Here is a 12,815-nt window from a genome sequence, read left to right as displayed (position 1 = left end):
GCGGGTCAGCCGCGGGTGACGCCCGAGACGTCGTGGAGGTAGCCGATGCGACCGTCGTCGTGACGGATGACGAACGTCTCGCCGCGGTCCTCGACCACCAGGGCCCAGGCGGTCGGCCCGACCCGGAAGATGGGCGTGCCGTAGTCGTCGACGACCTCGCGCTCGACTGGGGCCAGCGCCCAGAAGGCCTGGGCGTGGTGTTGTGCGTGCCGGTGGTCGTCCTGAGCATCGTGGCTCGGCGCGTCGGACGCGTGATCGTGCCGGGGATCTTCGTCGCGGACTCCACGGCCATCGTGGTCGTCGCCGCGGAGGGGAGCGAAGACGTCGGTGTCGTTGTGGTCGTCGGCGTGCGTGGGGAGCACGCTGGTGGCCGGGGCGCCCTCGTGCGTCAGGTCGGTCGAACCGGTGTAGCTGCCGGGCGCCGGCGCCTCGTCGTGCGCCGACGCGGAGTCGGGGCGCGACCCGTCGTGGTCGTCGGTCACGGGCGCACCGGCGGCGACGTGCACGGGCCGTGGGGTGCGCGGGCGCGGCACGACCGGGCGGATCGGGCGCGCGTTGCGGTGCGCGGCGACCTCGTCACGACCGCGGAAGTCGCGCGAGAACGGCGGGATCCACGGACCCGCCACGGTGAGCACCACACCCGCGAGAAGGAGCACGGCCTCGACCCAGACCACCCAGGAGCGCGTCCAGATGCCCGTGTCACCGAACACCGCGACGGTGTCCCACACCCACGCGACCCAGACGAGAGCGGAGATCGAGAACGCCACCGAGGCGAACTGGTCGATCCCGAGCGAACCGACGCGACGAATGCCCTGGGGCGACAGGCGGCGCAGCGCGATCAGACCGACGGCCGCCGTCGGCAGAGCCATCGCCGGGATCCACCACAGCCCCGAAGACCACACGTTGACCCCACCGACGAGCACTCCCGACGGCGAATCGAGGATGTTGGTGCGGAAGAACGAGACGAAGAAGGCGAGGATCCACGTGCCCAGCAGTGCGACTTCGCGGACCGAGAACGGTCCGACACCGAACTGCGGTGCGTCGCCCGGGTGCGCGGTGCCGCCGACGGCGGACGCGTGGCGCGGCGCGCCCTCGTCGACGCGGTCGCCGGTGGAGGCACGCCCGGCGTCGCCGTGCGGGTCGTCGCCGTCGGATGAGGGGTTCGCCGCCCCATCCCGCGCGTGGTCCGCGGCGTCGGGGGAAGCGTGGTTGCGGGAGGCGTTCTCGGAAGAGGCGTCGGCGGCGGAGGCGCTGTCGGAGGAAGCCGTGTCGGCGGAGGCGGACGCGTCGTACGCCGGGGCGTCCGGCGCGAAGATCTCGTCGACGTCGCGGGCGGTGCCGGGAGTACCCGGCGCCGTCGCGCGGTCGTGGGGGGTGTGATCGGTCACGGTGGTCCTTTCCGAAGGGCGGCGGAACGCCCGGTCATCGTAACCAGCGGGGGTTCGGCACCGCCGGGGATTGCGGCGCGCGCGTTTGGGCGCGCGAAGTGGTCGTCAGCCGAGGCAGTTGGGGCCGAGCAGACCCTTGAGCTCCCCGAACAGGTCGGCGGTCACCCGCACCGGCATCGGCACCTCGAAGACCTTGGCTGTGCTGCCCTTGTGGAGTTTGAGAACGACCTCTGTACTGCCTGAATGGCGACGCAGCATCTGCGCCAGTTCTCCGACGAGCGCTTCGCTCGCCCGCTGCTCGGGCACCATCAGTGTGAGCCCGCCGGTCTCGTCGAGACCTTCGAGATCGGGCGCGAAGGCGCTCTGGGCGTGCAGGTTGAGACCGTCATCGCGTCGCGATACGCGCCCTCGGATGACCATGATGCCGTCGGCCACGAGCGCCGGCGAGAACTCGGCGTACGTCTTGCCCATGAACATCACGGTCACCTCACCGTTGAAGTCCTCGATGGTGACCATGCCGTAGGGGTTGCCGCTCTGCTTCGCGACGCGGTGCTGCACGCTCGTGAGCAGACCCGCGACGGTGACCTGGTCGCCGTCCTGGACGTCTTCGGAGGCCAGCAGGTCGTGGATCGAGGTCGACGCGTGCTTGGCCAACGGCACCTCGAGCCCGGCGAGCGGGTGATCGGACACGTACAGGCCGAGCATCTCGCGCTCGAAGGCGAGCTTGTCCTTCTTCGTCCATTCCGGCCGCTCGGGAACCTTCTGCACCTGCTGCGGTTCGTCCCAGAGCGAGTCGAAGTCGAACCCGACCTCGCCGTTGGCTTCTCGCCGCTTGTCGAGCACGGCGCCCTCGCAGGCGTCCTCGTGCACCTCGATGAGCGACCGTCGCGTCGACCCGAGCGTGTCGAAGGCGCCGGCCTTGATGAGCGACTCGACGGTGCGCTTGTTCGCCACGTGCACGGGCACCTTCGACAGGAAGTCGTGGAACGAGGTGTACGGGGCGTCTTGGCGCGCCGAGACGATGCCGTCGACGACGTTGGTGCCGACGTTGCGGATCGCGCCCAGGCCGAAGCGGATGTCTTCGCCGACGGCCGCGAAGAACCGGATCGACTCGTTGACGTCGGGCGGCAGAACCTTGATGCCCATGCGACGGCACTCGTTGAGGTACACCGCCATCTTGTCTTTCGAGTCGCCGACGCTCGTCAGCAGCGCGGCCATGTACTCGGCCGGGTAGTGCGCCTTGAGGTAGGCCGTCCAGTACGAGACGAGACCGTAGGCGGCGGTGTGCGCCTTGTTGAAGGCGTAGTCGGCGAACGACTCGAGCACCTTCCACAGGGTCTGCTGCGCGGCGTCGCCGAACCCGCGCTCGGTCATGCCACCGAAGAACGTCTCTTTCTGCTTGTCGAGCTCGCTCTTCTTCTTCTTGCCCATCGCGCGACGCAGCAGGTCGGCCTGGCCCAGGGTGTACCCGGCCACGCGCTGCGCGACGGCCATCACCTGCTCCTGATAGACGATCAGCCCGTACGTCGTGTCGAGGATGTCGGCGAGGGGCTCCTCGAGTTCGGGGTGGATCGGCTCGATCTCTTGCTGCCGGTTCTTTCGCAGGGCGTAGTTGATGTGCGAGTTCACGCCCATGGGACCCGGGCGGTACAGCGCGAGCACCGCCGAGATGTCCTCGAAGTTGTCGGGGCGCATGAGCCGCAGAAGCGAGCGCATGGGACCACCGTCGAGCTGGAACACGCCGAGCGTGTCGCCGCGGGCGAGCAGCTCGTACGAGGCCACGTCGTCGAGTTCGAGGTCTTCGAGCACGAGGGGGTGCCCGCGGTTGGCCTCGATGTTGTCGAGGGCGTCGTTGATGATGGTGAGGTTGCGCAGCCCCAGGAAGTCCATCTTGATCAGGCCGAGCGACTCGCACGCGGGGTAGTCGAACTGCGTGACGATCTGGCCGTCCTGCTCGCGGCGCATGATCGGGATGATGTCGATCAGCGGCTCGCTCGACATGATGACGCCGGCCGCGTGCACGCCCCACTGGCGCTTCAGGTTCTCGAGGCCCAGGGCGGTGTCGAAGACCGTCTTCGCCTCGGCGTCGGTCTCGATCAGCGTGCGGAACTCGCTCGCCTCTTTGTATCGCGGGTGCTCGGGGTTGAACATGCCGTCGAGCGGCATGTCTTTGCCCATCACGGCGGGGGGCATGGCCTTGGTGAGCCGGTCGCCCATGCTGAAGGGGAAACCGAGCACGCGCCCGGCGTCTTTCAGCGCCTGCTTGGCCTTGATCGTGCCGTACGTGACGATCTGCGCGACGCGCTCGTCGCCGTACTTCTCGGTGACGTACTGGATCACCTCGCCACGACGACGGTCGTCGAAGTCGACGTCGAAGTCGGGCATCGAGACGCGGTCGGGGTTGAGGAAGCGCTCGAAGATGAGGCCGTGCTGCAGCGGGTCGAGGTCGGTGATCTTCATCGCATAGGCGACCATGGAGCCCGCGCCGGATCCACGGCCGGGGCCGACGCGGATGCCGTGGTCCTTGGCCCAGTTGATGAAGTCGGCGACGACGAGGAAGTAGCCCGGGAACCCCATCTGCAGGATGACGCCGGTCTCGTACTCGGCCTGCTTGCGCACGGCGTCGGGGATACCGCCCGGGTAGCGGTCGTGGAGGCCGTTCTCGACCTCTTTGATCATCCAGCTGTCTTCGGTCTCGCCCGCGGGGACCGGGAAGCGCGGCATGTAGTTGGCCGAGGTGTTGAACTCGACCTCGCACCGCTCGGCGATGAGCAGCGTGTTGTCGCAGGCTTCGGGGTTGTCGCGGAACACCTGCCGCATCTCGGCGGGCGACTTGACGTAGTACCCGTCGCCGTCGAAGCGGAAGCGCTTGGGATCGTCGAGCGTCGATCCCGACTGCACGCACAGCAGCGCCGCGTGACTCGTGGCGTCGTGCTGGTGGGTGTAGTGGAGGTCGTTGGTGCCGACCAGGGGGATGTCGAGGTCTTTGGAGATCTTGAGCAGATCGCTCATGACGCGACGCTCGATCGAGAGTCCGTGGTCCATGATCTCGGCGAAGTAGTTCTCTTTGCCGAAGATGTCCTGGAACTCGGCCGCCGCGGCGCGCGCGGCCTCGTACTGTCCGAGTCGAAGACGCGTCTGCACCTCGCCCGAGGGGCACCCGGTGGTGGCGATGAGCCCCTTGCCGTAGGTCTGCAGCAGCTCGCGGTCCATGCGGGGCTTGAAGTAGTAGCCCTCCATGCTCGCCTTGGACGACAACCGGAACAGGTTGTGCATGCCCTCGGTGGTCTCGGACAGCAGCGTCATGTGCGTGTACGCACCGGAGCCCGAGACGTCGTCGCCCTGCTGCTCGGGGGTGCCCCAGCGCACGCGGGTCTTGTCGGAACGATGGGTGCCCGGCGTGACGTACGCCTCGATGCCGATGATCGGCTTGATGCCGGCGTCTTTCGCGGTCTTGTAGAACTCGTAGGCCGCGAAGGTGTTGCCGTGGTCGGTGACGGCGATGGCCGACATGCCCTGCTTCGCCGCTTCTTGGACCATCGGTCCGATGCGGGCCGCACCGTCGAGCATCGAATATTCACTGTGAACATGAAGGTGAACGAAGGAGTCTGCTGCCACGTACCGAGTGTACGTTCGGCCTCCGACATCGGTTCCGGAAGTTCGCGGCGGACGCCCAGTTCGCGTGTCGTCCCCGGGCGCGTCGCCGGGGTCCGGCATCCTGTTCGCGCCCGACGTCGAGATCAGATCGAGTCGGAGAGGATCTCGAGCGCGCTCGCGAGATCGGCGGGGTACGGCGAGTCGAACGACACCCACTCCCCCGTACCGGGGTGGCTGAAGGCCAGCCGATGCGCGTGCAGCCACTGCCGCGTCAGCCCCAGGCGCGCCGACAGGGTCGGGTCGGCGCCGTAGAGCGGGTCTCCCGCGCACGGATGCCGGTGCGCGGCCATGTGCACACGGATCTGGTGCGTGCGTCCGGTCTCGAGATGGATCTCGAGCAGCGATGCGCGAGGGAACGCCTCGAGGGTCTCGTAGTGCGTGACCGAGTCTTTTCCGTCGGGGGTCACGGCGAACTTCCACGAGTGGTGCGGATGCCGCCCGATGGGTGCGTCGATCGTTCCCGCGAGGGGGTCGGGGTGCCCCTGCACCACCGCGTGGTAGATCTTCTCGACCTCGCGCTCTTTGAAGGCGCTCTTGAGGAGTGTGTACGCGCGCTCGGTCTTGGCGACGACCATCAGCCCGCTCGTGCCGGCGTCGAGACGATGAACGACGCCCCGGCGCTCGGCCGGGCCGCTGGTGGCGATGCGGAAGCCCGCCGCGGCCAGGGCGCCGAGCACCGTGGGCCCGTCCCACCCGACGGAGGGGTGCGCGGCGACGCCCGCCGGCTTGTCGACCACGACGATGTCGTCGTCGTCGTGGACGATCCCCAGATCGGGCACGGCGACCGGGATGATCTCGGGGTCGCGCTTGGGCTCCCATTCGACGCTCAACCAGGTGCCCGCGCGCAGGCGGTCGGACCGGCCGGCGGGGCGACCGTCGACGCTCACTCCCCCGGCGTCGGCGACCTCGGCGGCGAAGGTGCGGGAGAACCCCAGCATCTTGGCGAGCGCCTGGTCGACGCGCGTTCCGTCGAGCCCGTCGGGGACGGGCAGGCTCCGCGACTCCATGTCAGCGCGCACCCGTGTCGGTCGACGCATCGACGACGCCGTCGTCTGCAGCCGCCTCGGCGGCGCGCGACGCGCGGGTTTCACGGGTGCCGTCGAGTCGCAGACCCGAGAGGACGAGGATCGCCACCGAGATCATCATCGAGACGATGAAGATGTCGGCGACGTTGTAGATGGCCGGCATCATCCACGGGGTGGAGATGAAGTCCACGACGTGGCCGACCGGGAAGCCGGGCTCGCGGAGCAGGCGGTCGGTGAGGTTGCCGAGGACACCGCCGAGGAGCAGGCCGAGCACGACGGCCCACAGGCGCGAGCGCACCCGTCGGACCGCGAGGTACGCGATGACCACCGCGACCACGGCCAGAGCGATGGTGAACACCCAGGTCACGCTCTCGCCGAGCGAGAAGGCGGCTCCGGGGTTTCGGACGAGGTAGAACTGCAGGGCTTCACCGATCACCGGGACGACGCGCTCCGGGGGGAGGTTGTCGATGGCGACGGTCTTCGCCAACTGGTCGGCGGCCAGCACCACCACCGCGAGAATCGCGATGACGATGCCGGCCGCCGCCGGACGCAGAGGAGATCGACTGCGCAAAGAGTGGTCCTACAGACCGATCGCCGACACCGGCGTCGAGCCCGAGGACGATGCCGTGGTGTCGAGGTCGCGGAGCTGACCCTCGATGTAGGAACGCAGCTGCGAGCGGTAGTCGCGCTCGAAGTTGCGGAGCTCGGTGATGCGTCCCTCGAGCGTGGTGCGCTCCTTCTCGAGACGGGCGCGCTCTTCGCGGCCCTTCTGCTCGGCCTCGGCGACGATGGACGCCGCCTGTGCCTGCGCCTCGCCGATGAGCTGGTCGCGCTGGGCCTTGCCCTCGGCGACGTGCTCGTCGTGCAGACGCTGAGCGAGCTCGATGATGCCGGCGCTCTGGGCCACGGGGGCCGCGTCGTCGGCGGTGGACGCTGCGGGCGCGGCGGCGACGGGAGCCGGAGCCGGCACCTCGGAGACGACGGGCTCCTCGACCTGGGCGGTCTCGGCCACCGGAGCGGCAGCGGCGGGCGCGGCCTCACCGGACTCGAGAGCGGCGAGCTTCGTCTTCAGCTCTTCGTTCTCAGCGATCGTCTTGCGCCACTCGACGACGATCTCGTCGAGGAAGTCGTCGACCTCGTCGGGGTCGAAGCCCTCCTTGAAGCGGACGTGCTGGAACTGCTTGGTGACGACGTCATCGGGGGTCAGTGCCATGGTGTTTCCTCTTTCGAGAGCTCTGAGTCGGAACTGTTAAGGGTGTCGCACCGGGGCGTACCGCTTCGGAACAGCATAGCCGTCGCCCTTCGTCGGTGTCGAAGGGCGACGGCTATGGATGTCAGGCGGCCGCGAGCGACCGGGTGACGCTGAGAAGCATGAAGCAGACGAACAGGGTGATCGCGAAACCGAAATCGAACGCGATACCCCCGATGCGCAGGGGCGGAATGATGCGGCGGATCAGCTTGATCGGCGGATCCGTCACGGTGTAGACGATCTCTGCGGCCACCAGGGTGGCGCCACGCGGACGCCATTCCCGGTTGAACATCGGGATGTACTCGAGCACGAGGCGCGCGAGAAGCAGGACGATGTAGATGAACAGGATCGCGCTGAGGATCGAGCCGACCAGGCTCAGTACGGCCACGAGGGGTTACTGGGGCGCGAAGGGCGCACCCTCGGGGTCGGCCTGCGCGATCGCTCCATCGCCGGAGACGGCGATGTTCTCGGGCGAGAGCAGGAAGACCTTGCTCGTCACCCGCTCGATACGGCCGTACAGCCCGAGCGACAGGCCGCTCGCGAAGTCGATCAGGCGACGCGCGTCGGCGTCGCTCATCTGCGACAGGTTGATGATGACCGGGATTCCCTCGCGGAAATTCTCGGCGATCGTCTGCGCATCCCGGTACTGCTTGGGGTGCACGGTGAGGATCTCGCTGACGGGGCCCACCGAGGGCTGACGCACCACGGCGGGACGGTGCAGCGGGGTCACCGGAGCAGCCTTCTCGACCGGGGCCGTCTGCTGAGGCTGCTTCCGCGCAATGGGCTGCGGCGCAGTCTCCTCATAGGTCTCTTCCTCGTCGGCGAGGCCCAGGTACACCATCGTCTTCTTGAGGGGGTTCGACATCGCATCCTCCGTTCGCTCGTCTGATCCGAGGCTAGTCGCGCGGGGGCCTCGGGCCCGTGATTGCGGAACCGATCCTCAGGTGTGTCGCGCCCATTGCCACGGCTTCCGGGAAGTCACCGGTCATTCCGGCCGAGATCCAGTGCGCGTCCTCGACCACCCGACGCACGGCGTCGGACGAGCGGCGCAGACGCTCGAAGGCGCGAGCGGCCTCTTCGTCGAGCGGCGCGACGGCCATGACACCCCGCAGGCGCACCGTCTCGAGCCCCGCGACATGGGCGGCGAGCTTCTCGACCCCGTCGGGCTCCACCCCTCCGCGACCGACGTCGTCGGTGAGGTTGACCTGCAACAGGACGTCCAGGATGCCGTCGCCCTCGGCCGCGTCGAGGGCGTCGGCGATCCGCGTCCTGTCGACGGAGTGCACGGCGTGCGACGCCGCCCGCACCGCGCGGGCCTTGTTCGTCTGCGCCTGCCCGATGAAGTGCCAGACGAGCCCGTCGAGCCCGCCGGTCTCGACGCGCTTGGCGGTGAGCTCCTGCTGGCGGTTCTCCCCCACGTCGCGTACCCCGAGGGCGTACAGGTCTGCGACGAGCGACACGGGGTGGAACTTCGTCACGACGATCCGCGTGATGTCGTGCGGGTCGCGATGCGCCGCGCGGGCGGCATCCGCGATGCGCGCGTCGACGGCGGCGAGGCGATCGGACAGGGCGGCATCCATGGTGCTCCTTCGACGACGCAGCGGGCCCGGTGATCACCGGACCCGCTGCATCGAACGCTCGTGCTTACTTGAGGAAGTCCGGCACGTCGAGGTCGTCGTCGGCGTAACCGCTGTCGTACGACGTCTCGGGAACGCGGGCGGCGACCGGGGCCGGCTCCGGGCGACGCTCGGGGGCGCGCTCGGCGGGGCGATCGGTCGAGGCCTTCTGCTCCTCGGCGGCGTCGAGGTCGCGCGCGACGTCGTCGCTCGGGATCACGGGCACCACGGGGGCGGCGACCGAACGCTGCGCTCCGACGGCGTCGATGCGCAGCGAGGGCTCTCCCCCGTCGAATCCGGCGGCGATGACCGTGACACGCACCTCGTCGCCGAGGGTGTCGTCGATGACCGTTCCGAAGATGATGTTGGCCTCGGGGTGCGCGGCCTCCTTCACCAGCTGGGCGGCGTCGTTGATCTCGAAGATGCCGAGGTTCGATCCGCCCTGGATCGACAGCAGCACACCGTGCGCACCCTCGATCGAGGCTTCGAGCAGGGGCGATTCGACGGCGAGCTCGGCGGCCTTGATGGCACGATCCGCTCCTCGCGCCGAGCCGATGCCCATGAGGGCCGATCCCGCGCCCTGCATGACCGACTTGACGTCGGCGAAGTCGAGGTTGATGAGACCGGGGGTCGTGATGAGGTCGGTGATGCCCTGCACACCGGCGAGCAGAACCTGGTCGGCGGTCGCGAAGGCCTCGATCATCGAGATGCCGCGGTCGCTGATCTCGAGCAGACGGTCGTTGGGGACGACGATGAGGGTGTCGACCTCTTCCTTCAGGCGTCCGACGCCGGCCTCGGCCTGGCTCTGTCGGCGACGCCCCTCGAAGGAGAACGGCTTGGTGACCACACCGATGGTGAGGGCGCCGATCGACTTGGCGATCTTGGCGACCACCGGCGCACCGCCGGTGCCCGTGCCGCCGCCCTCGCCGGCGGTGACGAAGACCATGTCGGCGCCGCGCAGCGCCTCTTCGATCTCTTCCGCGTGATCCTCGGCGGCACGACGGCCGACCTCGGGGTCGGCGCCGGCACCGAGGCCGCGCGTGAGCTCGCGTCCGACGTCGAGCTTGACGTCGGCGTCGCTCATCAGCAGCGCCTGTGCGTCGGTGTTGATCGCGATGAACTCCACGCCGCGCAGGCCGAGCTCGATCATGCGGTTGACGGCGTTGACGCCGCCACCGCCGACGCCGACGACCTTGATCACAGCGAGGTAGTTCTGGTTGTGGCTCATGCCGGCCTCCGTTTGTCCCCGAACCCGAAACTTTAAACCTCATGTTGAGGGTTAAAGAATTGCCCGGTATGCAATTCCTTAGCTCGAAGGTATGCGGCCAGCCCGACGCCACCGGGGCGACACGCGGGGCGCCCGACGATCATCGGGAAAATCCCTTCGGCGCGCGCGGACGCGGCAGCGGTCGCGCGCAGACGGCCGCGGAGGCCGAGGCGGAATCAGCGGACGACGCCCGCCTCGGGCGAGGTCACGTCGTACTCTTTCGTGCGGTCGGGCGGGCTCTTCGCCATCAGTCGGTCGAGCACGACGGCTTTCTCGGCCGAGCGGTCGGAACTGCCCCACGCCACACGCGATCCGGTCGCGCCGAGCGTCAGCGTGACGTCGTCGGGGGTCGAGGCCGACACCCCGGTCACCTGCGCGCGCACGGCATCGGGCAACGCCCGCATGACGCGCCCCGCCGCGCGGAACGCGTCGGAATCGGTGTCGCCGGCGATCTCGAGCAACGGCTGGCCCGCGGGCGCGTCGGGCGTGGTCGACAGGGCGACGCCCGCGGCATCCACCACCGTGAAGCCGGCGGTGCTCTGCAGCACGCCGATGGGAGTGCGTTCCACCACCCGCACGACGAGGTCGTGCGGGGGCCGCGCCTCGAGCGTGTACGACTCCACGAGCGGGAAGCGCACCAGCGCCGCCTTCACGGCGCTGTCGTCGACCAGCGCCAGGGGCGTACCGACCTGCCCGTCGAGGGCGTCGGTGACCGCGGCGACATCGAGCTGCGACGCGCCCACGACCTCGATGCGCTCGACCGCGAACAGGGGGCTGTACGCCGCGCCCGCCGTGCCGAGCACCATGACGAGGAACGCCGCCGCCACCCCGATCCACACGCGCCGGCGCCGACGCTGACGCACCGTGAAGCGCCGCACCTCGGCGGAGAGCGCACGACGACGCGCGCGCGAGGCACGCCAGACGTCGCGCAGGCTCGCGCCCTCGGCATCCGGAGTCGCCGCGAAAGACGCGGAGCCGGTCGGCTCGGAACCGTTCGCATCCGAGACGCTCGGCCGCACGAGCGGCACCACGGGCGCGGTCTCGTCGGCGGGATCGGGATGCCGCGTCGGCGGTGCGGAGACGGGCTCGTCGACCCGCCGGCGGGAGGGCTGTTCCGACGCCGGGGGCGGGGGCAGGGGCGACGGCCGGCGCACGCTCAGACCGCCGCGGCCTCGGTGCGGGAGAGCGCCTCGAGCACCTGCGGGATGATCTGGTAGACGTTGCCGCACCCGAGGGTGATGACGTAGTCGCCGGGGCGGGCGATGTCGGCCGTGTAGTCGGCAGCCGCCTGCCAGTCGGGCACATAGTGCACGTGCGCCGGATCGGCGAAGGCGCCGCTGACGAGCTCCCCCGTCACTCCCGGCACCGGGTCTTCCCGGGCGCCGTAGACGTCGAGCATGACGGTGTGGTCGGCGTGCGTCTCGAGCACCTCGGCGAACTCGCGGTACATCTCCTGCGTGCGCGAGTACGTGTGCGGCTGCTGGATCGCGATGATGCGCCCCTCGCCCACGACCGTGCGCGCGGCGGAGAGGGCCGCGGCGACCTCGGTGGGGTGGTGCGCGTAGTCGTCGTAGACGCTGACGCCCTGCGACACCCCGTGCAACTCGAAGCGACGCACCGTGCCGCCGAAGCCCTCGACGGCACGGGCGGCGGCGGCGAGCGGGTGGCCGAGCACGCGCAGCACCGCGACGGCCCCCGCGGCGTTGACCGCGTTGTGCGCACCGGGGACGCGCAGCTGCACCTCGACGCTCTCGCCGTCGGCGGTGAGTGTGAAGGCGACGGGGCCGTCGGTGCGGATGCCGGTCAGCCGGACGTCGGCGGAGGGATCCTCGCCGAAGGTGACGACGTGGGCGTGCGTGATGCGCTCGCGCACCGCGCGGGCGCCGGCGTCGTCGGACGAGATGACGACGGCCTCGCGCGCGGCATCGGCGAAGCGGGCGAAGGCGGCGTCGAACGCATCGCGCGAGCCGTAATGGTCGAGGTGGTCGGGGTCGACGTTGGTGATGAGCGCCACCGAGGTGTCGTACAGCTCGAACGTGCCGTCGGACTCGTCGGCCTCGATCACGAACAGCTCGTCGCCCCCCGTGCCGCTGGAGGCGCCGAGGTCGGCGATCACGCCGCCGTTGACGAACGTCGGGTCCTCGTCGAGGGCACGCAGCGCCGTGACGATCATGCCGGTCGACGTGGTCTTGCCGTGCGCGCCGGCGACCGACACGAGACGGCGACCGCCGATGAGCCAGTGCAGCGCCTGCGAGCGGTGGATGACGTGCAGCCCCCGCTGCTTCGCCGTGACGAACTCGGGGTTCTCGGGCCAGATCGCCCCCGTGTGCACGACCGTGTCGGCGTCGCCGAGGTGCGCCGCGTCGTGGCCGACGTGCACCGTGGCTCCGCGCGCGGCGAGGTCGCGCAGCGCCGCGCTGTCGGAGCGATCGGACCCGGAGACCCGGATGCCGCGGTCGAGGAACATGCGCGCGAGTCCGGACATGCCCGAGCCGCCGACACCGATGAAGTGCGCGGAGGAGATGGACTCGGGGAGGGGGAGACTCAGGTCGGGTCTGATCATGGCGAATGCGAGTTTACGTCGCCCACCCGGGGCCCAGGCCTCGGCGCGCC

Annotated in this window: 11 protein-coding genes; all 11 read right to left on the bottom strand. The window is 69.6% G+C overall.

All coding sequences use genetic code 11. The features are described from left to right. Window positions 1-5 precede the first annotated feature (5 nt). Window positions 6-1,388, bottom strand: a complete 1,383-nt coding sequence (locus IFU19_RS16735) for a hypothetical protein (protein ID WP_249405505.1) — start codon at window positions 1,386-1,388, stop codon at window positions 6-8. A 105-nt stretch (window positions 1,389-1,493) separates the two neighbouring features. Continuing rightward, entirely contained in the window at window positions 1,494-4,958 is a 3,465-nt protein-coding gene (gene dnaE, locus IFU19_RS14820; RefSeq protein ID WP_055835562.1) for a DNA polymerase III subunit alpha, read from the bottom strand. Window positions 4,959-5,128: 170 nt separating this feature from the next. Further along, window positions 5,129-6,052: an RluA family pseudouridine synthase gene (locus IFU19_RS14815; RefSeq protein WP_192212072.1), complete on the bottom strand. Its 924-nt coding sequence runs from the start codon at window positions 6,050-6,052 to the stop codon at window positions 5,129-5,131. Window position 6,053: 1 nt separating this feature from the next. Then, window positions 6,054-6,641, bottom strand: coding sequence for a signal peptidase II (gene lspA, locus IFU19_RS14810; protein WP_055835556.1), 588 nt, complete (start codon window positions 6,639-6,641; stop codon window positions 6,054-6,056). A 9-nt stretch (window positions 6,642-6,650) separates the two neighbouring features. Further along, window positions 6,651-7,283, bottom strand: coding sequence for a DivIVA domain-containing protein (locus IFU19_RS14805; RefSeq protein WP_055937393.1), 633 nt, complete (start codon window positions 7,281-7,283; stop codon window positions 6,651-6,653). A gap of 121 nt (window positions 7,284-7,404) precedes the next feature. Then, window positions 7,405-7,707 carry a YggT family protein gene (locus IFU19_RS14800; RefSeq protein ID WP_055835550.1) on the bottom strand — a complete coding sequence of 101 codons (303 nt, stop codon included), beginning with the start codon at window positions 7,705-7,707 and terminating at the stop codon, window positions 7,405-7,407. A gap of 6 nt (window positions 7,708-7,713) precedes the next feature. Then, window positions 7,714-8,184: a cell division protein SepF gene (locus IFU19_RS14795; RefSeq protein WP_055835547.1), complete on the bottom strand. Its 471-nt coding sequence runs from the start codon at window positions 8,182-8,184 to the stop codon at window positions 7,714-7,716. Between the two features lie 31 nt (window positions 8,185-8,215). Further along, entirely contained in the window at window positions 8,216-8,899 is a 684-nt protein-coding gene (locus IFU19_RS14790; protein WP_192212071.1) for a YggS family pyridoxal phosphate-dependent enzyme, read from the bottom strand. A 64-nt stretch (window positions 8,900-8,963) separates the two neighbouring features. Continuing rightward, window positions 8,964-10,163 (bottom strand): cell division protein FtsZ, encoded by a 1,200-nt coding sequence (ftsZ, locus tag IFU19_RS14785; protein WP_055835541.1) that lies wholly within the window; start codon window positions 10,161-10,163, stop codon window positions 8,964-8,966. 215 nt (window positions 10,164-10,378) lie between these two features. Beyond that, a complete protein-coding gene (locus tag IFU19_RS14780) occupies window positions 10,379-11,356 on the bottom strand; it encodes an FtsQ-type POTRA domain-containing protein (RefSeq protein ID WP_192212070.1) in 978 nt (325 codons plus the stop codon). Window positions 11,357-11,358: 2 nt separating this feature from the next. Further along, window positions 11,359-12,765 carry a UDP-N-acetylmuramate--L-alanine ligase gene (gene murC / locus IFU19_RS14775; protein ID WP_055835535.1) on the bottom strand — a complete coding sequence of 469 codons (1,407 nt, stop codon included), beginning with the start codon at window positions 12,763-12,765 and terminating at the stop codon, window positions 11,359-11,361. Window positions 12,766-12,815: the final 50 nt, after the last annotated feature.

It is taken from the genome of Microbacterium sp. CFBP 8794 (genome assembly GCF_014841235.1).
In the GTDB taxonomy this organism is placed as follows: Bacteria; Actinomycetota; Actinomycetes; order Actinomycetales; family Microbacteriaceae; genus Microbacterium.
Note: the sequence above shows the minus strand (reverse complement) of the source record. Positions and strands in the feature narration are given on the sequence as shown.